This window comes from Burkholderia sp. MSMB1498 (assembly GCF_001526245.1).
Lineage (GTDB): Bacteria > Pseudomonadota > Gammaproteobacteria > Burkholderiales > Burkholderiaceae > Burkholderia > Burkholderia savannae.
This window is the reverse complement of sequence record NZ_LOYJ01000056.1, coordinates 63,550-88,497: the sequence shown is the minus strand read 5'-3', so window position 1 is coordinate 88,497 and position 24,948 is coordinate 63,550. Positions and strand designations below refer to the sequence as shown.

Annotated in this window: 20 protein-coding genes; 9 read left to right on the top strand and 11 right to left on the bottom strand. The window is 68.7% G+C overall.

Translation table 11 applies throughout. The annotated features are described in order from the left end of the window. Nucleotides 1-21: 21 nt before the first annotated feature. From WS91_RS10715 to WS91_RS35745, 6 genes are all read left to right on the top strand, one after another. Entirely contained in the window at nt 22-1,314 is a 1,293-nt protein-coding gene (locus WS91_RS10715) for an MFS transporter (RefSeq protein ID WP_038750921.1), read from the top strand. A gap of 392 nt (nt 1,315-1,706) precedes the next feature. Further along, nucleotides 1,707-3,224: an MFS transporter gene (locus WS91_RS10710; protein ID WP_059670252.1), complete on the top strand. Its 1,518-nt coding sequence runs from the start codon at nt 1,707-1,709 to the stop codon at nt 3,222-3,224. Between the two features lie 578 nt (nt 3,225-3,802). Then, nucleotides 3,803-5,266: a carbohydrate porin gene (locus tag WS91_RS10705; protein WP_059646984.1), complete on the top strand. Its 1,464-nt coding sequence runs from the start codon at nt 3,803-3,805 to the stop codon at nt 5,264-5,266. A 76-nt stretch (nt 5,267-5,342) separates the two neighbouring features. Continuing rightward, complete coding sequence (locus WS91_RS10700; RefSeq protein WP_059670251.1) at nt 5,343-6,488, top strand: hypothetical protein; 1,146 nt, start codon at nt 5,343-5,345, stop codon at nt 6,486-6,488. A gap of 11 nt (nt 6,489-6,499) precedes the next feature. After that, entirely contained in the window at nt 6,500-7,792 is a 1,293-nt protein-coding gene (gene efeB / locus WS91_RS10695; protein WP_059580312.1) for an iron uptake transporter deferrochelatase/peroxidase subunit, read from the top strand. Between the two features lie 38 nt (nt 7,793-7,830). Further along, on the top strand, nt 7,831-7,983 hold the full coding sequence (locus WS91_RS35745) for a hypothetical protein (RefSeq protein WP_226377247.1): 153 nt from the start codon (nt 7,831-7,833) through the stop codon (nt 7,981-7,983). A gap of 146 nt (nt 7,984-8,129) precedes the next feature. Here the strand turns inward: WS91_RS35745 and WS91_RS10690 are convergent, their stop codons facing one another. The 5 genes from WS91_RS10690 to WS91_RS10670 all read right to left on the bottom strand — a co-directional run bounded on the left by WS91_RS10690 (nt 8,130) and on the right by WS91_RS10670 (nt 14,023). Beyond that, nucleotides 8,130-8,567 carry a DoxX family protein gene (locus tag WS91_RS10690; protein ID WP_038750916.1) on the bottom strand — a complete coding sequence of 146 codons (438 nt, stop codon included), beginning with the start codon at nt 8,565-8,567 and terminating at the stop codon, nt 8,130-8,132. 264 nt (nt 8,568-8,831) lie between these two features. Further along, on the bottom strand, nt 8,832-10,550 hold the full coding sequence (locus tag WS91_RS10685) for a lactate permease LctP family transporter (RefSeq protein WP_059580182.1): 1,719 nt from the start codon (nt 10,548-10,550) through the stop codon (nt 8,832-8,834). Nucleotides 10,551-11,046: 496 nt separating this feature from the next. Next, on the bottom strand, nt 11,047-11,775 hold the full coding sequence (locus tag WS91_RS10680) for a LutC/YkgG family protein (RefSeq protein ID WP_059646986.1): 729 nt from the start codon (nt 11,773-11,775) through the stop codon (nt 11,047-11,049). Further along, the gene (locus WS91_RS10675; RefSeq protein WP_038750911.1) at nt 11,772-13,220 is read right to left on the bottom strand and encodes a LutB/LldF family L-lactate oxidation iron-sulfur protein; all 1,449 of its coding nucleotides are present in this window, start codon (nt 13,218-13,220) and stop codon (nt 11,772-11,774) included. Before WS91_RS10675 ends, WS91_RS10680 begins: the two co-directional genes overlap by 4 nt. Beyond that, the gene (locus WS91_RS10670; protein WP_038750909.1) at nt 13,217-14,023 is read right to left on the bottom strand and encodes a (Fe-S)-binding protein; all 807 of its coding nucleotides are present in this window, start codon (nt 14,021-14,023) and stop codon (nt 13,217-13,219) included. Before WS91_RS10670 ends, WS91_RS10675 begins: the two co-directional genes overlap by 4 nt. Nucleotides 14,024-14,390: 367 nt before the next feature. Between WS91_RS10670 and WS91_RS10665 the strand changes: the two genes are divergently transcribed. The 3 genes from WS91_RS10665 (at nt 14,391) to WS91_RS10655 (ending at nt 16,793) form a co-directional block, all read left to right on the top strand. Then, nucleotides 14,391-15,110: a FadR/GntR family transcriptional regulator gene (locus WS91_RS10665; protein WP_038750906.1), complete on the top strand. Its 720-nt coding sequence runs from the start codon at nt 14,391-14,393 to the stop codon at nt 15,108-15,110. Between the two features lie 73 nt (nt 15,111-15,183). Next, nucleotides 15,184-15,753 carry a hypothetical protein gene (locus tag WS91_RS10660; RefSeq protein ID WP_059646988.1) on the top strand — a complete coding sequence of 190 codons (570 nt, stop codon included), beginning with the start codon at nt 15,184-15,186 and terminating at the stop codon, nt 15,751-15,753. Nucleotides 15,754-16,049: 296 nt separating this feature from the next. Beyond that, on the top strand, nt 16,050-16,793 hold the full coding sequence (locus tag WS91_RS10655) for a hypothetical protein (RefSeq protein WP_038750934.1): 744 nt from the start codon (nt 16,050-16,052) through the stop codon (nt 16,791-16,793). Nucleotides 16,794-16,845: 52 nt separating this feature from the next. On the opposite strand, the gene WS91_RS10650 is transcribed toward WS91_RS10655, so the two are convergent. From WS91_RS10650 to WS91_RS10620, 6 genes are all read right to left on the bottom strand, one after another. Further along, nucleotides 16,846-18,048, bottom strand: coding sequence for an acyl-CoA dehydrogenase family protein (locus tag WS91_RS10650; protein WP_052145122.1), 1,203 nt, complete (start codon nt 18,046-18,048; stop codon nt 16,846-16,848). 832 nt (nt 18,049-18,880) lie between these two features. Further along, nucleotides 18,881-19,537, bottom strand: a complete 657-nt coding sequence (locus WS91_RS10645; protein ID WP_038750903.1) for a methionine ABC transporter permease — start codon at nt 19,535-19,537, stop codon at nt 18,881-18,883. Next, nucleotides 19,530-20,717: a methionine ABC transporter ATP-binding protein gene (locus WS91_RS10640; protein WP_059670250.1), complete on the bottom strand. Its 1,188-nt coding sequence runs from the start codon at nt 20,715-20,717 to the stop codon at nt 19,530-19,532. The genes WS91_RS10645 and WS91_RS10640 overlap by 8 nt, the downstream gene beginning before the upstream one ends. Further along, entirely contained in the window at nt 20,714-22,108 is a 1,395-nt protein-coding gene (locus WS91_RS10635; protein ID WP_059670249.1) for an LLM class flavin-dependent oxidoreductase, read from the bottom strand. The genes WS91_RS10640 and WS91_RS10635 overlap by 4 nt, the downstream gene beginning before the upstream one ends. 16 nt (nt 22,109-22,124) lie before the next feature. Next, nucleotides 22,125-22,955: a MetQ/NlpA family ABC transporter substrate-binding protein gene (locus WS91_RS10630; protein WP_059646994.1), complete on the bottom strand. Its 831-nt coding sequence runs from the start codon at nt 22,953-22,955 to the stop codon at nt 22,125-22,127. A 363-nt stretch (nt 22,956-23,318) separates the two neighbouring features. Beyond that, a complete protein-coding gene (locus WS91_RS10620) occupies nt 23,319-24,023 on the bottom strand; it encodes a LuxR family transcriptional regulator (protein WP_197419400.1) in 705 nt (234 codons plus the stop codon). Nucleotides 24,024-24,948 lie beyond the last annotated feature (925 nt).

Sequence of the window (24,948 nt, the reverse complement as noted above, 5' to 3'; positions counted from 1 at the left end):
CGAACCAAGATCGCCCCGACCATGCCCGCATCCGAACTGAGCGCCGCGCCGAGCGCCGCGCCGCGCGCCCTCACGCGCCGCGACTACAAGACCCTGAGCCTCGCCGCGTTGGGCGGCGCGCTGGAGTTCTACGATTTCATCATCTTCGTGTTCTTCGCGCCCGCGATCGGCCAGTTGTTCTTTCCGCACGACATCCCCGACTGGCTGCGCCAGTTGCAGACGTTCGGCATCTTCGCGGCCGGCTATCTCGCGCGGCCGCTCGGCGGCATCGTGATGGCGCACTTCGGCGACCTCGTCGGCCGCAAGCGGATGTTCACGCTGAGCGTGCTGCTGATGTCGGTGCCGACGCTGCTGATGGGCCTGCTGCCGACTTACGACAGCGTCGGCCTGCTCGCGCCGATCGCGCTGCTGCTGTTCCGTGTGCTGCAAGGCGCGGCGGTCGGCGGCGAAGTGCCGGGCGCATGGGTGTTCGTGTCCGAGCACGTGCCGCCGCAGCGCATCGGCTACGCGTGCGGCACGCTCACGTCGGGCCTCACGGTCGGCATCCTGCTCGGCTCGCTCGTCGCGACGGCGGTCAACAGCCGCTTCTCGGCGGCCGAAGTCGGCGCGTTCGCGTGGCGCATTCCGTTCCTGCTCGGCGGCGTGTTCGGCCTTTTCTCCGTCTATCTGCGCCGCTGGCTGCACGAGACGCCCGTGTTCGCCGAGATGAAGGCGCGCAAGACGCTCGCGGCCGAGATCCCGCTGAAGGCGGTGATCCGCGACCACGGCCGCGCGGTGATCGTGTCGATGCTGCTCACGTGGATGCTGTCGGCCGCGATCGTCGTCGTGATCCTGATGACGCCGACGCTGTTGCAAAAGCAGTTCCACGTCGCGCCCGCGACCGCGCTGTTCGCGACCAGCGTCGCGACGCTGTGCCTGACGGCCGGCTGCATCACCGCCGGCACGCTCGCGGACCGCTTCGGCGCGAAGGCGGTGCTGTCGATCGGCGGCATCGCGATCGCGGCGTGCTTCTACGCGATGTTCTCGCAGCTCGCCGTCGACGCGACGCGCCTCGTGCCGCTCTACGCGCTCGCGGGCTTCGCCGTCGGCACGATCGGCGCGGTGCCGACCGTGATGGTCAAGAGCTTTCCGGCCGTCGTGCGCTTCTCGGGCATCTCGTTCTCGTACAACGTCGCGTACGCGGTGTTCGGCGGGCTTACGCCGGTGATCGTGTCGCTGATGATGAAATCGAATCCGCTCGCGCCGGCGCTTTATGTCGCGGCGGTCTGCGCGCTCGGCGCGGTCGCGGTGATGTTCGCGAAGGACGCCGAGTAACGCATGAACGCGTGCGGGCGGCGAAGGGCCGCACGCACGCTTGCCGGACTGCGCGATTCGCTGTCGCGCCGGCGGGCGGACCGGCCGGCGTCGTCGAATCCGGCGAATCCGTCGCATCGATGGTGCCGCGACGCCCCGCGCCTCGCACCTTCCGACCCTGCTTCTTCGGTTCTGCTTCTTCGGTTCCCGCCTTTCAGTTTCCGCGTCGCCCGGCCTGCGCTCCGCCGCCGCTCGACGTTCGCCGCTCGCGCCGCCGCGCGCAGCGAATCGCCGCAATCCTCCGCGCGTGCGCGCGAACGCCGCCGCACGCGCCCGGCTCGCCGCCCGCACCGCATTCGACATTTCAGAAGAGCCCGCAACGTCGCCCCATCGCACGGCACTACGATGCACGCATGGACACGCACATTCCCCACCCCGCCCTTTCCCGCGCCGCGCTCGTGCGCATCGTCTCTACCGTGAGCGCGGGCTTCGTCATCACGCAGCTCGACGTCACGATCGTCAACGTCGCGCTCGCGCGCATCGGCGCCGATCTGCGCACGAGCGTCGCGGGCCTGCAATGGATCGTCGACGCGTACACGCTCGCGGTCGCCGGGCTGATGTTGTCCGCCGGCGCGCTCGGCGACCGCTTCGGCGCGCGCCGGCTGTTCGCGGCCGGGCTCGCGCTCTTCGCGCTCGCGTCGTTCGTCTGCGGCGTCGCCGCGAACGCGGGCACGCTGATCGCCGCACGCGCGCTGCAAGGGCTCGCGGCGGCCGCGATGCTGCCGAACTCGCTTGCGCTCCTCAACCATGCGTGCGCGCACGATCCGCGGCTGCGGGCGCGCGCGGTCGGCTGGTGGACCGCGTCGGGCGCGATCTCGATCGCGGCGGGCCCCGTGATCGGCGGCCTGCTGATCGCGCAGTTCGGCTGGCGCAGCATCTTTTTCGTCAATCTGCCGCTGTGCGCCGCGGGGCTCGTTGCAACGCTCCTGTGGATCGGCGAGGACGGCGCGCGGGCGGCGGCAGCCGGCCGCGACGATTCAGGCGCGGGCCGTCCGGCCGAGGCGACGACGACCGACGCGACGGCAAGCGCGAACGCGTCCCGCGCGAATGCCGCAGTGCGCGCCGCCGCCGCCCGCCCGCGCGGCGTCGATCTTCCCGGCCAATGTCTCGCCGTCTTCGCGCTGACGCTCTTCACCGGCGCGGTGATCGACTGGCGTCCGGCGCTCGTCGCCGTCGCGCTCGCGGCCGCCGCCGCGTTCGTGTTCGTCGAGTCGCGCAGCGCGCATCCGATGATGCCGCTCGCGCTGTTCAAGCAGCGCACGTTCAGCGTCGCCGTGCTGTTCGGCGTCTGCATGAATCTGTCGTACTACGGCATCATCTTCGTGCTGAGCCTGTATCTGCAGCGCGTGCGGCACGACTCGCCGCTCGAGGCGGGGCTCGCGTTCCTGCCGCTCACGGGCGGCTTCCTGCTGTCGAACGTCGCGAGCGGCTGGGCGACCGCGCATTACGGCGCGCGCCGGCCGATGATCGTCGGCGCGCTGATCGGCGCGACCGGGTTCGCGCTGCTGAGCCTCGTGCGCGCCGACACGCCGACCGTGGCGCTCGTCGTGCCGTTCCTGCTGATTCCGGGCGGCATGGGGCTCGCGGTGCCCGCGATGACGACGACGGTGCTCGCGTCGGTCGAGCGCTCGCGCGCCGCGACCGCGTCGGCGGTGCTCAACGCCGCGCGGCAGGCGGGCGGCGCGATCGGCGTCGCCGCGTTCGGCGCGCTCGCGAGCGGCGCGCTGCCGGCGCAGATCGTGCCGGGACTGCACGCGTCGGCGTGCGTGTCGGCCGCCCTCTTCGTCGCCGCCGCGGCGATGGCGAGCGCCGTGCGCGGCGCGCCGCATCCGGCGGCGTCGGCGAAGCCCGCGAGCGCGAACGCGCGTTGACGACGTTCGGGCGGCAAGGGGTTCGGGGTTCGGGGTTCGGGGTTCGGGGTTCGGGGTTCGAGGTTCGAGGTTCGAGGTTCGAGGTTCGAGGTTCGAGGTTCGAGGTTCGAGGTTCGAGGTTCGAGGCCGGGGCCGGGGCCGGGGCTCGGTCGCCGTTAGCCGTTAGCCACTAGTCCTTAGTCCTTAGCCGGTCGCGTTCCGACCGCGCCCGCCGCGCCGTCGTTCGCGCGCCCCGGCCAGCCGCCCGCCGGTTTCCATTCGTTCGCGACCGATCAGACCGTTTCCGCCCGCGCCGCGCGATCCCGCGGCCAACCCTCGCAGCATCGCTCGCCCCGGCTCGCGCCGACGATTTCATTACGCCAATCATTGCGTTTTCCCTTCTCACGCGACGCGAAATCCAATCGTTCGTAATCCTCGAGATTACGAACGGTAATATATATGCGAATCATTCTCATTTGTATTGACAGCCTATTCCGGCCTGCATACGATGCGCCCGCATCGCGCCGTTTGCGCGTTTCGCCAACGATCAACGCGCGCATCCGGACACCGCGATCGCGCGACAAGAGGAAGAGACTTCAATGCAATTCGCGCCGCTCCCCGAACGATCGCCCCGTGATCGTCACCTTGCCTTCGGCCGCGCGGCGCTCGCCTGCGCATGGCTGTTCAGTTCGGCCGCTTTCGCCGCCGCGTCGCCCGACGCGCAGCCGGAAGCGCCCGAAGCAGACCTCGCGATCCACGCGCAACCGGCAACGCAATGGACGGGCGTCTGGACGCGCCAGAACCTGCTCGGCGACATCGGCGGCCTGCGGCCGTGGCTCGGCAAGTACGGCGTCACGTTCAGCCTGCAGGAGACGAGCGAATATCTGGCGAACCTGCGCGGCGGCCTGAAGCGCGGCGGCACCTACGACGGCCTCACGACCGCGGCCGTCACCGTCGACACGCAAAAGGCGTTCGGCCTGCCGGGCGGCACGTTCAACGCGAGCGCGCTGCAGATTCACGGCCGCAACCTGAGCCAGTACAACCTCGGCACGCTGAACACCGCGAGCGGCATCGAGGCGCAGGACACGACGCGGCTCTGGGAGCTGTGGTACCAGCAATCGTTCCTCGATCAGCGCGTCGACGTGAAAATCGGCCAGCAGAGCCTCGATCAGGAATTCATCGTCAGCCAGTACGCCGCGACGTTCGTCAACACGATGTTCGGCTGGCCCGCGTTGCCGTCGTACGATCTGCCCAACGGCGGCCCCGCGTATCCGCTCTCGTCGCTCGGCGTGCGCGTGCGCGGGCGCATCACGCCTTCGCTGACGGCGCTCGCCGGCGTGTTCGACGGCGATCCGCTCGGCAACAATCCGAGCAACCTGAGCGGCACCAATTTCAACCTGCACAACGGCACGCTCTTCATCGGCGAGCTGCAGTACGCACTCAACCAGCCGGCCGACGGCCAGATGGACACGGGGCCGTCGAACGCGCTGCCCGGCACCTACAAGATCGGCCTCTGGTATCACAACGGCCGCTTCGCCGATCAGCAGACCGACAACACCGGCCTGTCGCTCGCGAATCCGGCGACAAGCGGCGTCGCGCGCGCGCATCACGGCGACTACAGCTTCTACGCGGTCGCCGACCAGATGGTCTGGCGGCCCGACCCGACGGGCGCGAAGAGCCTCGGCGTGTTCGCGCGCGTGATGGCCGCGCCCGGCGACCGCAATCTCGTCAGCGTCGCGGCCAACGCGGGCGTCGTGCTGAAGGCGCCGTTCGAGGGCCGCGACAACGACAGCGTCGGGCTCGCGCTCACCTACGTCAAGGTCGGCTCGCACGCGCGCGCGCTCGACGAAAACTTCGCGAACTTCACGGGCGGGCCGTACGGCGTGCGCACGAGCGAGACGACGCTCGAGGCGACGTACCAGTACCAGGTCACGCCGTGGTGGCAACTGCAAGCGGACGCGCAATACACGTTCAACGCCGGCGCGGGCCAAAACCCGAGCGATCCGACGCAGCCGCTGCACAACACGTTCGTCGTCGGGCTGCGCACCAACGTCACGTTCTGAGCACGCCGAAAGATTCCGGTTTCGTTCGTATCCGCGACGGCCACGCCGCCGCCTCATCAGCAAGGAGAATCGCCCCATGCCCACCGCCCTGTCCTCGCCGCGCGCGCGCCGCGCCGCGCAGGCGTTCGCCGCGGCGCTCGTCGCGCTCACGGCGGCCGCGGCCGCGCACGCGCAGCCGCAAGGCTTCCTCGAGACGCTGCATCGCCACACGACGCTCGTCAACACCGTGCCCGAGAACGGCGACCAGAACCCGTACGCGATCGCCGTCGCGCCGGTGTCGGCCGGCGCGATCCAGCAAGGCGACGTGCTCGTCGACAACTTCAACAACGCGGCGAACCTGCAGGGCACGGGCTCGACGATCGTCGACTATCGCCCGTCGACGAAGCAGATGAGCGTGTTCGCCGCGATTGCGCGCGACCTGAAGGAATGCCCCGGCGGCGTCGGCCTGTCGGCCGCGATGACGATGCTGAAATCCGGCTGGGTGATCGTCGGCAGCACGCCGAGCAACGACGGCACCTCCAACACGAAAGGCGCCGGCTGCCTGATCGTGCTCGATCCGCACGGCAAGGTCGCGTCGGCGTGGTCGAGCCCGAACATCAACGACCCGTGGGGCAACATGGCCGTCGTCGACCGCGGCGACAGCGCGACGCTGTTTGTCAGCATGGCGGGCTTCGGCGTCGGCGGCGCCGACGGCAGCCCGCCCGTCTACAAGCAGGCGACCGTGCTGCGCCTCGATCTCGCGATCGCCGACGGCAAGCCGCCCGTGATCAAGCAGGAAACGGTGGTCGCGAGCGGCCTCGGCGCGCAGGCCGACAAGGGCGTGTTCCTCGTCGGCCCGACCGGGCTCGCGCTGTCCGGCGACCAAACGAAGCTGTACGTATCCGACGCGATCGGCAACCGGATCGTCGAGATCGACGATCCATTGACGCGCGACACGAGCGCGGGCGTCGGCCGCCAGGTGACGGCGGACGGCTTCCTGCGCCGCCCGCTCGCGCTCGCGACCGCGCCGAACGGCCACCTGCTCGCGACCAACGCGCTGAACGGCCAAGTCGTCGAGATCGATCCGGCGGCGGGCAAGCAGCTTTACGCGCGCTGGATCGACACCGACAAGGCGCAATCGCCGCCCGGCAACGGCGACCTGTTCGGGATCGCGATGACCCCGGCGGGCGACGGCTTCTATTACGTCGAGGACGACGTGAACACCCTGATGCTCGCAAAGTGACGAAGGCGATCATGGCAGACGATCTCAAAGCGCCGCCGCGCCCCGCGCGACGCGGCTTCCTCAAGGCCGGCGGCGCGGCGGTGGCCGCGGGTCTCGCCGCGTCGACGATGCCCGCGGCGAAGGCGGCGGATGCGCCCGCGGCGGCGGCCGCGCAAGACGGCGTCGAGCCGTTCTACGGCACGCACCAGGCCGGCATCGCGACGCCGCAGCAGCGCCATGCGTATTTCGCGGCGCTCGACCTGAGCGCGACCACGCGCGCGGACGTGATCGCGCTCCTGAAGGCCTGGACCGACGCCGCCGCGCGCCTGACGCGCGGCGACACCGCGCAGCCGCTCGTGACGTCGGGCGGGGAAGACGCGGCGCCCGTCGACGGCGGCGACGCGCTCGGCCTGGGCCCCGCGCGGCTGACGATCACGTTCGGCTTCGGGCCCGGCATGTTCACGCTCGCCGGCAAGGATCGCTACGGGCTCGCGAAGCACCGCCCCGCCGCGCTCGTCGACCTGCCGCGCTTCAACGGCGACCAGTTGCTGCCGGAGAAAACGGGCGGCGACCTGTTCATCCAGGCGTGCGCGGACGACGCGCAGGTGGCGTTCCACGCGGTGCGCCAGCTCGCGCGCATCGGCGCGAGGGCCGCGCAAATGCGCTGGGGGCAGGCCGGCTTCACGTCCGGCAAGCCCGGCGAGACGCCGCGCAACCTGATGGGCTTCAAGGACGGCACGATGAACCCGCCGATGTCCGATCCGGCCGCGATGAACGAATTCGTTTGGGCCGGCGGCGAAGGCCCCGCGTGGATGAACGGCGGCACCTACACGGTCGTGCGCCGCATCCGCATCACGCTCGAGCACTGGGACAACACCGAGCTCGGCTTCCAGGAACAGGTGGTGGGCCGCCACAAGTACAGCGGCGCGCCGCTCGGCCGGAAGAGCGAGTTCGAGCCGCTCGATCTCGACGCGGTCGACAAGGACGGCAATTCGGTCATTCCCGACAACTCGCACGCGCGCCTCGCGTCGCCGCAGTTGAACGACGGCGCGCAGATCCTGCGCCGCGCGTACTCGTACAACGACAGCACGAACTTCTACATCGAGCGTTGGCCGCCGTGGCGCCAGCAGACCGAATACGACGCGGGGCTGATGTTCGTCGCGCACCAGCGCGACCCGCGCCGCGGCTTCATCCCGATCAACGAGAAGCTCGCGAAGCTGGACATCATGAACCAGTTCACGACGCACGTCGGCAGCGCGATCTTCGCTTGCCCGCCGGGCGCACGACCCGGCTCGTACATCGGCGCCGCGCTGTTCGAAGCGTAAGCGCCGACGATCAAGATTCCGAACCATTGCAGGAGGCATTGCGCCATGAACAGGATGCCTATCTGGACGCGCGGCTCGTCGACGCCCCCGATGCGCGCGTGCGCGCTCGCGTGCCGGGCTATCGATGCGCGCCGGCGGGCGAGCGCATCGCGATCGCGGTCGACGACGACGTGATCGCGTATCCGCGCTGAGCGTGAGCGCGCGCCGCGCGCCGGCGAAGCGCACGCGGCGCCGCATCATTCATCGGGCAGGAAAATAAGCGCGTCGCGGGTTCGCTCGTCGAATCGGATTCGAACGCGCCACGATGATCGCGAGCGTTGCACGGCACGCAACGCGCTCAGCGCAGCGAGCCATACGACGACGACGGCCGCCGCGCGCCGTCGATGCTCGCACCGCCCGCGCCCGTCACGTACAGCAGCAGGAAGCCGCCCGCGATCGCGACGTTCTTCCAGAAGTGCACGGCCATGTCGCGCTGCAAGGCCGAATTGGTTGCGTCCCAGAAGTTGTGTCCGATCAGCGCGGTCGCAATCGTGTAGAGCGCGAGCACGAGCGCAAGCGGCTTCACCTTGTAGCCGACGACGAGCAGCAGGCCGCCCAGCGCTTCGAGCGCGACGATCGCGGGCGCCGCGACCTGCGTGAACGGCACGCCGAGCCCCTTCAGATAACCGACGAATTCGCCGTAGCCCAGAAGCTTCATCGCGCCGCCCCAGAGGAACAGCACGGCGAGCAGGAGCCGTGCGAAGAATATGACGCCGGAATCGACGGAACGCGCCATGCATGACCTCCTGATGATCGATCGACGAGGGCCGCGCCGCGCGCGGCGTATCTCGTAAATCCGCCAGAATAGGAGGTCTCGTCCGTCGTTCCAAGCAAAAGGTTGTAGCAAATCTTTACACGGCTGTCCGCGCGAATCGGTGCAAACAGGGACACAGCGGATGAACGCGAGCCCGCTTGCGCGACGTATCGACCGATGCCGACGAGACAGTCCGCACTGTCACGATCGGCGGCGAACGCGCACGCACGTTCGCCCCCGCCACGCTCAATGCACGACCATTCCCGTGAGCCAGTATGCCTGCACGCAGGTCATCACGCCGACGATCAGCACGAAGAACAGGCTATGCCGCAGCGTGAAGCGAAACAGATCCGCCTCGTGCCCGACGAGGCCGACCGCCGCGCACGCAACCGCGATCGACTGCGGCGAAATCATCTTGCCCGCGACGCCGCCCGTCGTGTTCGCCGCGACGAGCAGCGTGCTCGACACGCCGATCTGCTGTGCGGTCGTCGCCTGCAGCGAGCAGAACAACGCGTTCGACGACGTGTCGGAGCCCGTCAGGAACACGCCGATCCAGCCGAGCAGCGGCGAGAAGAACGGGAACGCCGCGCCCGTGCCCGCGAGCAGCAATGCGAGCGTCGTCGACATTCCCGAAAAGTTCTCGACGAACGCGAATGCGAGCACGAGGCCGATCGACAGCACCGGGCGCTTCAGGTCCTTCAACGTCTCGAAGAACGTGCGCATGCCTGTGCGCGCGGAAACGTTCAGGATTGCCATCGATACGATCGCCGACAGCAGGATCGCGGTGCCCGTGGCCGCGAGCAGATCCCAGTTGAACACGGCGGGCACGGGCGTCGGGTGCGCGACGACAGGCGCCATCTTCTGCGTGAGCTTGTCGAGATGCGGGATGTGGAATTGCAGCGTCGTGAACGCGAGCGCGCCGCCCTTCGCGAACAGCGCCTTGAACGGCTTCATGCTCCAGATCGTCACCATCACGGTCAGCACGACGAACGGCGACCACGCGCGCGCGATCTGCGCGAACGAATACGGCGAAGGCTGCCGGCCGCCCGTCGCGCGCGCGCCGCCCATGCCGCCCGGCATCGCGCCCAGCGCGAGCGCGCCGCCGCCCGCCGACACGATCGAGGCCGCGCGTGCGGCCTCACGCGCGCGCTTCGGCTGCCACACCTTCAGGAACGACGCGAGCGCGACGAGGCTCGCGAGCGCCGACGTCACGTCGGGCAGCTCGGGCCCGATGTAGTTCGACGTGAAGAACTGCACGACCGCGAAGCTGCCGCCCGCGACGAGCGCGGCGGGCCACGTCTCGCGCACGCCCTTCACGCCGTCCATCACGAACACGAGCCAAAACGGCAGGAAAAACGACATGAGCGGCAACTGGCGTCCCGCCATCGCGCCGACCGCCATCGGATCGAGGCCCGACACCTGGCCCGCGACGATCACCGGAATCCCGAGCGCGCCGAACGCGACGGGCGCGGTGTCCGCGATCAGGCAAAGTCCCGCCGCATAGAGCGGATTGAAGCCGAGGCCGACGAGCAGCGCGGCCGTGATCGCCACCGGCGCGCCGAAGCCCGCCGCGCCTTCGAGAAACGCGCCGAACGAGAAGCCGATCAACAGCATCTGCAGGCGCTGATCGTCGGTGAGCGACACGATCGAGCTGCGGATGATGTCGAACTGGCCGCTCGTCACGACGATCTTGTAGAGGAACACCGCGGTGACGATGATCCATGCGATCGGCCACAAGCCGTACGCGAAGCCATAGGCCGCCGATGCGAACGCGCGCTCGGCGGGCATGCCGTAGACGGCGATCGCGATGGCGAGCGAAAGCGCGAGGGTAAGCGCGCCCGCGACGTGTCCCTTGAGCCGCAACACCGCGAGCGACACGAAGAACAGAATGATCGGCGCGCCGGCTGCGAGCGCCGACCAGCCGACGCCGCCGAGCGGCAGATAGACCTGGTTCCAAACCTGCACGTGTGTCTCCTTCCATGAGTGAATCTGAATCGGGCGACGGCCTCGCGGCCGTCCGAATCGGCGCGCCGGTCCGTGCCGGCGCTTTGGTCTGTGCGCGACGTGAGCGACGTGCGTGGAGAACGCGCGTCGCATGGCGTCTGACTGATGCTGCTTGTCGGGGAATGTCTACGTCTTCGAATCGCCGGCGTGCCGCGTCCGGTTTTCGCTTCGGTGCGCTCGGCATCGCCGCGCGCCGTCTTGCGCCGTCTTGCGTCGTTTGTTGTCGCCTCTTACTTCTTGCGTCGCATGTCTTGCTGCCGCGCCTCGCGTGTTGAATGGTGCGTTCGCGGCATCGCGGCGCCGCCGCGAAATGATCTGCATACCGTAATTTCTCGTCCGGCCGTCTCGCGCGCCGTCGCGGGTTTCGACTAGCCGCGCGCGATGCCGCGCCGCGCGATTCGCCGGGCGCGCCACGCCGAAACGCAGCGCGCCGCCGCCGTCATTTCCGCGCGGGCTTTCACGCGTCGTCGCAAATCAGCAAGAGCACGCGCTTCGGGCCGTGCACGCCGACCTGCACCGTCTGCTCGACGTCGGCGGTGCGCGACGGCCCGGTGATCACGTTGACCGCGCGCGGCAGCGTCGCGATCGTCGCGCGCACGCGCGCCAATGCGTCCTCCATCGTCGCGACGATCGCGCTGCGATCGACGAGCACGACGTGCGTGGCGGCGACGAAGTTGAGCGACGTCGGCGTCGCGCTCGACGACAGGCACACGACGCTGCCCGTCTCCGCGATCGCCGCGAACGACGGCGTCACGCTGACGAGCCCGTCGCGCCGCAGGTCGGCGCCCGGCAGCGCGCCGTGCGCGCGCCACGGCAGCGCCTCGAGCGCCGCCGCGACGACGAGCGGCGCATCGGCGAGGCCCACTTCGCGCAAATACGCGTCGACGGCCGCGGGCGCATCGGCGGCGGTCGCGATGTGCGCGCACGTCGCCGACACCTGCTGCGCCTTCGCGACGAAGCGCGCGACGAGGTCGACGCCGCCGAGCGAGATCGCCGGCCCGCACGCGGCGGCCGAGGCGGCCGGGCCGGCGAAAGACGCCGCGCCCGCACCGGATGCGGCATGCGCATTCGGCGCGGCGGACGCGCCCGCGCCCATCGTCTGCGCCGGAAACTGCGCGGCAAGCCGCGCGCGGTCGCTGCCGAGCGCCGCGCGGATACGGCCGAGAATGTCGTCGCGCCCGCTCATCGCTGCCCCCTCTGTTCGTTCGCGCGCGTCGCGTCCCACGTCTCGAAGAACGTGCGCGGCGGCGGCTTCGGCAATTCGCGCGAATCGGTCCAGCCGGACGCGAACGGCACGCGCGCGATGCTGCCGCGCGTGCCGCCGAGTGCGCGCAGCACGCGCGCACCGACGCGCGTCAGCCAGTGATAGAGCGCCGGCCGCCGCGCGATCGCGCCGAACGCGCGCAGCAGGAAGCGCGTGCCGGGCGCGGTGAGCCGCGCGTCGAACTGCATCCCGCGCAGCTTCTTGAGCAGCGTCGGCAGCGGAATCTTCACCGGACACACCTCCGCGCAGCGCCCGTTCAGCGTGCACGCGTTCGGCAGATCGGTGTCGTGCTCGATGCCTTGCAGAAGCGGCGTGAGAACGGCGCCCATCGGCCCCGGATAGACCCAACCGTACGCATGCCCGCCGACCGCGCCGTACACCGGGCAGTGGTTCATGCACGCGCCGCAGCGAATGCAGCGGAGCATGTCGCGGAACTCGCCCGCGAGCATCCGCGTGCGGCCGTTGTCGACGAGCACGACGTGATACTCGCGCGGCCCGTCCAGATCGTCGTCGCGCTTCGGGCCCGTGCTGAACGTGGTGTACGACGTGATCTCCTGCCCCGTCGCGCTGCGGCCGAGCAGCCGCACGAACAGCGCGACGTCGTCGAGCGTCGGCACGACGCGCTCGATGCCCGCCGTCACGATGTGCACGCGCGCGAGCGTCGACGTGAGATCGCCGTTGCCCTCGTTCGTGCAGATCACGTTCGAGCCCGTCTCGGCGACGAGATAGTTCGCGCCGGTAATGCCGACGTCCGCGACGAAGAATTTGTCGCGCAGCACCTGGCGCGCTTCGCCGACGACGTCCGCGACGGTCTCGCGCGGCCCGTCGTACTGCGCGGCCGAATGATGCCCGGCGAACAGTTCGGTAACCTGACCGATCGTCTTGTGCAGCGCCGGGAACACGATGTGGCTCGGCCCTTCGTGCGCGAGCTGCACGATGTATTCGCCGAGATCGGTTTCGACGACTTCCATCCCCGCGCCCTCGAGCGCGGCGGGCAAGCCGATCTCCTCGCCGACCATCGATTTGCCGCGCGTCACGGTTTTCGCGTTCGCGTCGCGGCAGATCTTCAGCACGATCTCGCGCGCTTCGGCCGCGTCGCTCGCCCAGTGAACGACGCCGCCCGCGCACGTGACGGCCGCTTCGTAGCGTTCGAGATACGTGTCGAGATTCGCTAGCACGTGATCCTTCACCACCTTCGCGCGCTCGCGCAGCATTTCGAACTCGGGCAGCAGCGACACGACGCGCCGCCGCTTCTCGATCCAGCCCTCGCCGAGCATCCCGAGCGCTTCCTGAAGCTGTGCGTCGTGCAGCGCGGCGCTCGCGCGCGCCTTGAAGTTCGTCGTCGCGGCCGATGGTTGCGCGCTCATTCGCCCTCCCCGCAGATCGGCTCGACGTTCATCCCGGTCAGCACCTCGGCGACGTGATAGACGCGCACCGGGCTGCCTTCGCGCTTCAGTCGCCCGCCGATGTTCATCAGGCAGCCGAGATCGCCGCCCGCGAGCACGGTCGCGCCGCTCGCGGCGACGTTCGCGGTCTTGTCGGACACGATCTTCGTCGAGATTTCCGGGTACTTCACGCAAAACGTGCCGCCGAAGCCGCAGCATACTTCGGCATCCTTCATTTCCTTCAATTCGACGCCGCCGACGCGCGACAGCAGCGCGCGCGGCTGCGCCTTGATGCCGAGGCCGCGCAGGCCCGAGCAGGTGTCGTGGTAGGCGAGCGTGCAGTCGGGCACCGCGGCGCGCTCCGGGCCCGCCCAGCCGAGCACGTCGACGAGAAAGCTCGTCAGCTCGTGCGCGCGCGCGGCGAGCCGCTCGGCGCGCGGCTTCCACGCGGGATCGTTCGCGAGCAGGTCCGGGTAGTCGTGACGCAGCGTGCGGATGCACGAGCCGGAGGGTGCCACGACGTAGTCGTAGCCTTCGAACACGTCGATCGTGCGGCGCGCGATGCCGCGCACGCCGTCGAAGTCGCCGCTGTTCAGCGCCGGCTGGCCGCAGCAGGTCTGCGCGCGCGGCGCGTCGACCGTGCAGCCGGCCGCTTCGAGCAACTGCACGGCGGCGAGCGCGGCGCTCGGCCGAAAGAGATTCGCGAGGCACGTGACGAACAGGCCGACGCGCGGCGTCTCGCGGGCGCCGCCGGACGAGCCGGCGGCCTGCGGGGATTGGTCCATGTGTTTCATCCCGGCCGCTCGTCGCGGCCGTTTCTTCGCTTCAACGGTTTGCTTCAACGAATCGCCGCGCGTTCGCGCGCGGCCGGTTTCGATGACCTATACTTGGTCATGTTGGTCTGACCACGCTGGCCAAGATAGTGAGATGGCGACCGGCTGTCAATGTCGCGGCCATCAGGGAAAACGCCGATCCGAACCCGGCCGATCGCGCCGAAACCCGCTCCGGCATTGGCTCGAACGGCCGCCTGCGCCCCGCCGGGTATAATTCCGCGCGGCCGCCGCACGCTCCGGCGCGAGCCGGCCGACGCGCGCGAACGCTCGGCCGCGAAAGCCGGTGCCCGCGCCACCCAACCGTCCAGAAGGCCCGTGCATGACGTTTCAGCCAGTCGAGTCCTACACCCGCGTGCGCCTGTCCGACGTGGTGTCCGACCAGATCAAGTCGCTCATCTCGGCGGGCAAGCTGCTGCCCGGCCAGAAGCTGCCGACCGAGCGCGAGCTCGCCGCGCAGCTGAGCGTGTCGCGCCCCTCGCTGCGCGAGGCGCTCGTGCGGCTCGAGGCAGACGGCTTCATCGGCTCGGTCGGGCGCGGCGGCTTCGTCGTCTCGGACATCACGGCGCCCGTCGTGTCGAATCCGCTCGCCGATCTGCTGCTGCAGAACCCCGAGACGAGCCACGACGTGCTCGAGCTGCGCCACGGCCTCGAAACGATCTCGACCGCATACGCGGCCGAACGCGCGACGCCAGCCGATCTCGTGAGGATCAAGGACGCATTCGACGCGCTCGCGGGCCTGTCGCTCAAGCACGAGCCCGGCCGGCTCGCCGAAGTCGACGCGAACTTTCACCTCGCGATCGCCGACGCGACGCACAACGTCGCGCTGATCCACGTGATGCACGGCATCCACGGATTGCTGCAGGAATCGATGCACAAGTCGCACCGGCTCGTGAACCATGCGGACGCGTTGGAGCGCGCGCTCCTCGAGCAGCACACCGAAATCTACGAAGCGATCGCCGCGAAAGACCCGGAACGCGCGCGCGCGGCGGCCGAGCGACATCTGCAATACGTGCGCACGCTGTACGAGCAGGCCGCGTAGCGCGCCGGCGCGCCGCGGCCGCCTCGAGCGCCGCGGCCGATGCTAAATTGGGGCTTTTCGACGAGGAGCCCGCATGCCGACGCCGGACCATCCATGGAATTCGCTGGAGATCGTCAAGCTCGTCGCGGACGTCCTCACGCCGCTTTCCGTCGCTGCGTTCGGCTGGCTCGTCAGCCACCGGCTCAAGCAGCTCGAGCTCGTCCAGTGGACGAACCAGAAGCTGATCGAAAAGCGGCTCGCCGTCTACGACACGGTCGCGCCGCTCCTCAACCGCCTGCTGTGCTTCTACACGTGGGTCGGCCCGTGGAAGGACATCTCGCCCGACGACGTGATCCGCACGAAGCGCGAGCTCGACCAGACGATCCACATCTACCGCCACCTGTTCGACGACGACGTGTACCGCGCGTACCAGTCGTACCTCGACGCGCTGTTCGACACGCATTCCGGCGCGGGCCACGACGCGCGCATCAAGTCAACGATCGCGAGCCCCGACGGCGACCGCATCGGTCACGGCACGTATCGCTGGAATCCCGCGTGGTCGGAGCGCTTCTCGAGCGCGAACGTCGTGCCGCGCGACGACGTGACGGCGCGCTATCAACGGATCATGGACGGGCTGCGCGTGTCGCTGGGCGCTGCGCGATGAGCGCTCGGTCGTCGCGTAATCAATCGCGCAATCAATCGCGCGGGCGATGCGCATCGGCGAGCGGCGGTGAGCCGCCGCCCGATCGCACGCCGCGCCGTCCGTCGACAACGAGACAGCGAGACAACGAATCGTCACGGACTTCACATCAACGTGTCACATGTCGCGTGTCTGATTTGGGATACCGATTCTTGGCTGATCCTGGTTGACTTCGTTGATCTCACGGCCCGCATGCGGCGCCGGCGCGCAAGCGCCGCGTCGCCCGGGACCGGACCGGCACCGACATGAAAGCACGGCCGATGCTCGAATACGCGTTGCACCCGGTCGACGATCGACTGGTCCACGTCGACGAACTCTTTCGCGCGGACCCCGTCCCGCGCGGGTGGGCGCGCTGTCCGCTCTGTCTGGAGGCGCTGTACGTCGTGCAGTTGCGCGACCGCTCGCACGCGCGCCGATTCGTTCATCTCGCGGGCGAGTTCGCGCGCTGCCCGCTCGTGAACGACGCGCTGCCAAACCCGCTCGCCGTCCACGTCGGCCCGCCGCTCGACGAGCGTGGCCACCGGCAGCGCGCGACCTTTTTCCAGCACTGGCAGCGGCATCTGCACACGATCCGGCAGACGGTGTCCGCGTTCGGGATCGCGCGTTTCATACGCGTGATCGAGCTCGCGGACGTGCTGAAGCTGTGGGCATGGCCAACACTCGCGCAACACGACATCCCGTACATCCTGCTCGTGCTGACGGAATTCATCGCCGCGCCGCGCGGCGAAAAAAAGCAGGCCGCGTGGTCGCGCTTCTGGTTCGACGCGTCGGTGCAGCAAATAGACGATCTGCACAAGCCGCGCGGCGTGCTGCCGCGCCTCTTCCGGCTGCGCTACCGATTGCCTAGGATGTCGAAATTTCCGAGCGCGCGGCATCTGATCGACTGCCAGCCGGTGCAGATGAACGACGACGCCCCGGCCGACGCGCCCATCGGCATGCCGCGCGCCGACGTCGCCGCATTCGAGGCTTTCGCCGCGCGCTTCGCGAGCCGGCCGGTCGAATGAAGATGAGAAAGACGATCGCGCGCGCCGTGAACGGGCGACGCGCGCGGCCGCGTCACGTGTAGAGCGACGCGTCGGGCAGCGCGCCCGTCAGCGCATGGCGGCCGACGTCGCGCAGCCGGTAGTCCAGCGGATCGTGCAGCGTGTGCGTGCGCGCGTTGCGCCAGAAGCGGTCGAGCGCGAGCGGCGCGGCCGTCGCGCGCGCGCCGCACGCATCGAACAGCGCCTCGCTGACGTCGAGCGCCGCGCGCTGCGCGACGATCTTCGCCTCCGAAATCGCGAGCGCGACTTCCGCGCGCGCATCGGCGGTGAGCGCCTCCTTCCTCTCCCACGCGCCCTGCAGCGCGCGCGCCGCGCGATCCGCAAGCGCCTCGGCGCTCACCGTCTGCACGCGCATGTCGCCGAAGCGCTGCAGCGTGTACGGATCGTCCGCCGCGCGTTCGACGCCCGAATGCACCCACGGCCGCCCCGCCCGCTGCACGTAGTCGCGCGCCTCGGCGAGCGCGCCTTCCGCGATACCGACGAACAGGTTCGTCAGCACGAGTTGCGACACGAGCGTGCGCAGCGTCGCGCGCGGCGTCGGCGGCGTTTCCGAGCGATGCAGCACCTCGTCGGGTTCGACGCGCACGCCGTCGAACGACACGCTGCCGCTATCGGTCTGCCGCTGGCCGATCGGGTCCCAGTCGTCGCGCACGGCAATGCCGGCGCGCTCGGTCGGCACGACCGCGAACACCGGCTTGCCCGTGTCCGGATCGTGCGCGGAGACCGTCATCCGCTGCGAGCCGCGCGTGCCCGAGCAGAAGCCCTTGACGCCTTCGAGCCGATAGCCGCCGTCGCCCGTCGCATGCGCGACGAGCCGCGCATCGAGCGGGTTCACCGCATTGCCCCACCACCAATTGTGCTCGACCGTGCCGCGCAGATAACGCTCGCGCTGCTCGGCGCTGCCCCACACGTCGACGCTGACGATCTGCAGGCACTGAAAGCCGAGCAGATGCGCGAGCGCGCTGTCGACGCGCGCGAGCGCGCGGATCGTGTGATAGATCACCGGCCAGCCGGCTTCCTGACCGCCGAACTCACGCGGCACCGCAAGCGTCAGCAGGCCGGCGTCGGCGATCCACCGCTTCTCGTGCGCGGCGTGGCCGCCCGCTCGGTCGCGCTCCGGCGCGCTCGCGCGCAGCGCCGCGATCAGCTCGGCGAGCGTGTACGGCGCCCGGTTCGCTTCGGCAATCAGTTCAACCAGGACTCGTGGATCGTTCATGCGAAAGCTTCCCAGATGGTGGGCTTGTCGGTCGATGCGGCGGCGGGCCGCGATGACACGCGCCCGCGCACGCCGCGCCGCCGGTTATCGTCGATCGCCCGATTAGCGGTGTGGTGTGCGTCGAATACTAGCGCTGCGCAACTGTAATCAATGTACAGATATGTGTCTGAACATGATCGCGTCACATGGCCCGGCCGACGCGAATCGAAACGCGCGGCAGGCGGCCGGACGTCACATCGGCGTCGATCGGCGGCGCGCGCGCCGGCCGATTGACAAGGATTGCTTACATTACTTACGAGAACGCGGCCATCCGGATGCGCGCGAATCGACACGCCAGGCTGGTGCGCCCGGCTTGCGCGCGTCGCACACCGTGCCGCGTTCGGCCGGTTCCGGCCGGGTCGGAACGCGCGGTGTCGACAGCCGAAGGCGATCGTGACGGCCGTCGGCGCGCGATCGTCACGATGCGGCAGCGGCGTGCGGGTTGGCGTCGGCGCCGCATGTGGGAAGCCGCCATCGTCACGCACGAGCATGTCAGTTCGATGTGCGAGCGTTTCCGCAGTCAATGTCGCGGCGCTCGCGATTCGCGGCGCGCCTGCCGCGCTCGTCGTCCGCCCTCCTTCGCCGCGCACCGGGAACGGCGCGAGCGCGCCACATCGACGCGGCCGCTCGAAGGTGAGACTCTTCGGGAGCCGACGTGAAGCCCGCCGCCGCGCATGCGCGGCCTTCCGCACGCGCTCGCGCAATGCGCGCCGCCGATTCCCGCACGCCACCGCGTGCCTTCGTTCGCGCGATCCGCTCGACATCAGACGAGCCCTCTGTTGCGCCGCCACGCTCACACGCGCTTCGCGAGCCGCCGCACGATGCGATCGCCGGTGAATTGCACGACGGTGACGAGCGCGATCAGGATCACGATCACCGTCGCCATCACGGCCGTGTCGAAGCGCTGATAGCCGTAGCGGATCGCAAGATCGCCGAGCCCGCCCGCGCCGACCGCGCCCGCCATCGCGGTCGAGCCGATCAGCGCGACGATCGTGATCGTGAAGCCGCCGACGATTCCCGGCAACGCCTCCGGCAGCAGCACGTGCCAGACGATGTGGCGCCGCTCGGCGCCCATCGCCTGCGCGGCTTCGACAAGCCCCTTGTCGACCTCGCGCAGGCTCACTTCGGCGATGCGCGCGAAGAACGGAATCGCCGCGATCGACAGCGGCACGATCGCGGCCCACACGCCGATCGTCGTGCCGATCACCAAGCGCGTGAACGGCAGCAGCGCGACGAGCAGAATGATGAACGGCGTCGAGCGAAACGCGTTGACGGCCGCGCCGAGCGCCGCGTTCAGGCCGCGCCGCTCGTAGATGCCGCCTCGCGCGGACGTGACGAGCACGAGCGCGAGCGGCACGCCGGCAAGCGCCGCGACGAACGCCGATGCGCCGACCATCCACAGCGTGTCGCGGATCGCATCCGCGAGCTCGGGAAACCACAGTTCAGACATAGCCCAGCACCTCCACGCGATTCGCATGCCGGCGCGCGGCGGCGAGCGCGGCCGCGATCCTTTCCGGACCGGCCGCGCCGCGCGCGGCAAGCGACGCGGCGATCACGAGCCGCCCTTGCGCGCGCCCCTGAATCCGATCGAGCCCGCCATGCACGAAACGCACCGTGTCGCCCACGTTGCGCGCAAGCGCGCTCGCGAGCGCGCCGAGATCCGGCTCGCCGCTGTCCGCGCCCGTGTAGCGAACGTCGAGCAGCAGTTGCGCGCCGCACGGCAGCGGTGCGCGGCCGTCGAGCGGCCGCACGCGCGTCGCGAGATCGGCCGGCAGATCGTGGACGAGCGTGCGCAGCAGCGCGCGCGTCGCGCCGTGCTGCGGATCGCCGAATACGCGCCACACGGGCCCCGTCTCGACCACCTCGCCATGCTCGACGACGGCCACGGTGTCGCACACCGCGCGAATCACTTCCATCTCGTGCGTGATCAGCACGATCGTGAGCCCGAGCCGCCGATTGACATCGGCGAGCAGCGCGAGAATCGACTGCGACGTTTGCGGATCGAGCGCCGAGGTCGCTTCGTCGCACAGCAGCAGATCAGGATCGTGGACGAGCGCGCGCGCGATGCCCACACGCTGCTTCTGGCCGCCCGACAGGCTCGCCGGATACGCATCGCGTTTCGCGGCGAGCCCGACGAGATCGAGCAGCGCATCGACTTTACGCGCACGCTCGGCCTTCCGCACGCCGGCGATCTTCAGCGGCAGTCCTATGTTTTCGGCGACGGTCTTCGCCGATAGCAGGTTGAAATGCTGGAACACCATGCCGATCCGGCGTCGCAGCGCGACGAGCCCGCGCTCGTCGAGCGCGCCGACGTCGACGCCGTTCACGCGCACCGCGCCCGAGGTCGGCCGTTCGAGCCCGTTGATCAGCCGCAGAAGCGTCGATTTGCCCGCGCCACTGCGCCCGATCACGCCGAACACGCCGCCGCGCGCGACGTCGAGCGTCACTTCGCGCAACGCCGCCGACGGGCCTCGCGGACCGTCGAACACCTTGCTCGTGAGCTCGAACGACACCGCCGCGCCGGCTGCGGATGCGGCAGCCGCGGCCCCGCGCCGCGCGGCGGCCGAGCTTTCGATGAAACCCAGGGAGTCGAGCAGTTGCACCATCGGATCGCCTCGTCGCGTCGTCATGCTTTCTCGGTTTCGCGCGCGCGGCCGAACCGGTGTTGCGCGCCCGCATGCCAGCCGGGCAGCCGAGCGCTTCCGCCGAACAGCTTCGCGCGCAGCGTCGGCTCCGAATCGTAGTCCTCCTTATAAAGGCCGCGATTCTGCAGCTCGGGCACGACCCGGTCGACGAAATCCTCGAACGACTCGGGCATCACCGTGCGCGTGACGTTGAAACCGTCGACACCCGTTTCGTCGACCCACGCCGCGAGCTCGTCCGCGACCTGCGACGGCGAGCCGACGACCGGGTGATAGCGCCCGCCGATCGGCATCTGATCGAGGATGCGTCGTACGGTCCACGCGCCGGTCGTGCTCTTCTTCGAGATCGCGTCGACCGCCGACTGGATCGAATCGGTCTTCACGTGCGCGATCGGCTCGTCGAGGCCGAAGCGCGAGAAATCGATGCCGGTCGAGCTCGCGAAATGCGCGAGCCCCGCTTCCGGATTCGCGTGGCGCCGATATTCGTCGAACTTCTCGCGCGCGGCCCGCTCGTTCTCGTCCGTCACGACCGTGATGCCCGCGAAGATCTTGATCGACTCCGGATCGCGCCCGATCCGCGCGGCGGCCGCGCGAATGTCCGCCACCGCCGAGCGCGCGGCCGCCTTGCTCTGGCCGTTCACGAACACGCATTCGGCGTGCTTGGCGGCGAACTCGACGCCGCGCGCCGACGATCCCGCTTGATACAGCACCGGCGTACGCTGCGGCGACGGCTCGCTCAGATGAATCGCGTCGACCGAGTAATACGGCCCGTCGTGGCGCACGCGACGCACCTTGTCCGGGCGCGCGAACACGCGGGCATCGCGATCGCGAATCACCGCGTCGTCGTCCCAGCTGCGCTCCCACAGCTGATAGACGACGTCCATGTAATCGTCGGCGCGCGCATAGCGGTCGTCGTGCTCGATCTGCTTCGCGAGCCCCATTCCGCGCGCGGCGCTGTCGAGGTAGCCCGTGACGATGTTCCAGCCGATGCGGCCCTTCGTCAGATGATCGAGCGTCGACATCCGCCGCGCGAACAGATAAGGCGGCTCGTACGTGAGGTTCGCGGTCACGCCGAAGCCGAGATGCTTCGTCACCTGCGCCATCGCCGGCACGAGCAGCAGCGGATCGTTGACGGGCACCTGCACCGATTCGCGCAGCGCGACATCGGCGCTGCCGCCGTACACGTCGTAGACGCCAACGATATCGGCCAGAAAGATCCCGTCGAACTTGCCGCGCTCGAGCGTGCGCGCGAGATCGGCCCAGTAGTCGAGATCGATGTAATGCGCGGAGCGGTCGCGCGGATGCGTCCACAGGCCGTGATTGATATGGCCGACGCAATTCATGTTGAACGCGTTCAGCAGGATCTTCTTCTTCGCCATCGCATGGGCTCCGGCGTCACCAAGCGACCGCGTACAGCGAGCCGAACGCGTTGTCGAGCGCCTTCCTGACCGCCGGCGAATGCTGGTAGATCGCAATGAACTTGCGGATGCGCGGATCGCCGACGCTCTCCGGCCGCACGACCCATTGCAGCGCGAACAGCTTGTTCTCGAGCCCGTCGAACAGCAGCGCGCTGTTCGGATCGGCCGTGCCCGCGAGCTTGATGAAGCTCGGATAACCTTGTGCGAGATCGACGTCGTCGAGCGATCGCGCGAGCTGCGACGCCTCGAGCTGCACGATCTTCAGATGCTTCGGATTCGCGACGATGTCGCGCGTCGTCGCACGGTAATCGGTGCCCGGCTTCAGCTTGATCAACCCCGCGCGCTGCAGCAGCAACAGGCCGCGCCCGCCGTTGACGGGATCGTTCGCGATCGCGACCGTCGCGCCGTCCTTCAGTTGGTCGAAGCGTTTGATCTTTTTCGAATAGAGGCCGATCTTCATGATCGTGCCCGGCGCGATCGTGACGAAATCGTAGCCGCCCTGCTTCTTCGCGTTCTCGAGGAATGGAATGTGCTGGAAGTAGTTGACGTCGATATCCTTGTTCGCGAGCGCGGCGTTCGGCGTGTTCCAGTCGGTGAATTCGACGATCTTCACGTCGAGCCCCTGCGCCTTCGCCTCCTTCGCGGCGATCTTCAGCGCGTCGATCTGCGGGCTCGTCGCGATGCCGACCTTCAGCGGCGCGGATTCGGCATGCACGAGCGGCGCGGCGAGCGCCGCGCTCGCGAGCGCGGCGGCAACGACGCGCGAAGCGCGCCGGGCAATGCGCGCAAGAACGAGGCGAGACTGCATAGGAGATTCTCTCTTCAGAATGCTGGACCGGGCGAAGTCGGCGGGCGTGCGAGGCCGCCCGCGCTCATGCGACGGTGCGGCTGCCTCATTTGGGAAATGAACTGCGATCGATGATAGGGCCGCGCGGCGGGACGGGTCTACGAAGCGATTTCGCAAAGTAAATCGCGACGGGCGATATAGCGCGGCGTGCGCCGGGACGGGATCGCGCGTTCGCGCGATGTCGTGGCGTCGCACGCGTCGGCGGGCATGCGCGCCGCGATGCCCATTGTGTGCGCCCGATCGGCCGAGCGCACGCACGATGCGCGCCGCCGTCGCTCGGTCCGCTCGGCCCGCTCGTCCGGGAACGGCCGCATGCGCGCGCCGTCAGATCATTCCGCGCGCCGATGCGATGACGACCGCCTGCGCGCGATTGTTCGCGCCGATCTTGCGTGCGGCGTTCGACAAATGAAACACGACTGTCCGCTCCGAAATGCCGAGGATCTTCGAGATTTCCCAAGCCGTCTTGCCGCGCCCCGCCCATTGCAGCGATTCGCGCTCGCGCGCCGTCAGATCGCACGAGCCCTGCCGCCTCAGCCGGCAGTCGAGCAGCTCCTGCATCGCCGCATGCACGAAGCTCGCGAGCAGTTGCGACAGGCTCAGCAGCCGCAGTACGTCGATCGTGTCGCGCTCGAACGGATCGTCGGTCGCCATGCTGAGCATGCTGATCGCACCGCTTCGATCGTGAACGGGGCAACTGAGCCCATAGACAAGGCCGTACGACTTCGCTTCGTCGCGCATCGTCTTCGCACGGCCCGTCGTGTAAAGCTCGTCGTTCCAGATCAGCGGCACGGTCCGGCACCGGCAGTGCTGAACGACGGGATCGATCGAGAGATAGTCGGCGGCGTCGTATCGCAGGCGCCATTCGGCGGGAAATCCGTCGAGCATGCAGCGGCTCGACGACATCCCGGCGATCTGATGCCGATACGCAAAGTTCTTGAAGCCCAGTTGACGCACGTGGTACGCCGTCTGCTCAAAGAGGCTCTTCTTGCAAGTCGCGCTCAGAATTTCGTTAAACGAACAAATTGACAAGCCTTCGAACATAGAACCGCCCAGCTCAAGTAAGAATATTAGATTAGCGAAGCAATGAAGAAAGCGTGCTCGAAATGGCAAGGTGGCAAGGGCCGCGCTTTGGCGGCGGCTTCGCCGCGCGTGTCGCGCGAGCGTGTCTCCCGAAGCGTGCGCGGCCGTTGCGCGGACGCGCGGCGCGCAACCGCGCCGCCCGATCCATCGGGCGGGGCACGGCGATTCGTTCCCGGCACCGGATAACCGATCGATCATGCATCGTTCGAATTCCTATGTTTTCCGACAGCGTTCGCCCCAGGACAGGCTGCTCCACACGCTGCCGCTCGACGACGCGCGCCCCCGCCCGCCGCGGCCCGGCTGCGGCATGCGCCCTCGTACGCACGGTGATCGAGCGCCGCGAGCTGAAGATCGATTTTCAGCAGGCTCGATGCACGCAAGACAAACGTCGATCGACTATCGAACTAGACATCCCCGGAATGCCGCCGGCGAACGCGACGATCGCATGCCGCGCCTGCGACAAAGACGTCCGGGGCGAGCGATAAGAGCGTCGACGACAAGCGCGCTGCGCGCCCCCTCGACGATGGCCCTTCGTCACGGCGGCTCGGCAACGGCATTTCCGACCATTTCAGGAAGAACGAAGTTCAGTTTATTTTTAAACTGCCTCCAACTATTTCGTATCTCGGATCAAAATCTCGCTTCATGCGTCCATTCATTGACGATGAAAAAATAATGACAGCGGATTTCCTGATTTATTTTTCGGTAGCTACATAATTAATTGCGCGATGCTATCGGAAGTCACCGCATCGATGATATCCACAACGAACAATGCCGATGTTCCGTTTTGCGGATGTCATGACCTGGATTCGGAATCGTTGCCTCGTATTGAATATACCAACCCGGCATTTCGAAAGATAAAAATTTCCCGAGCGTG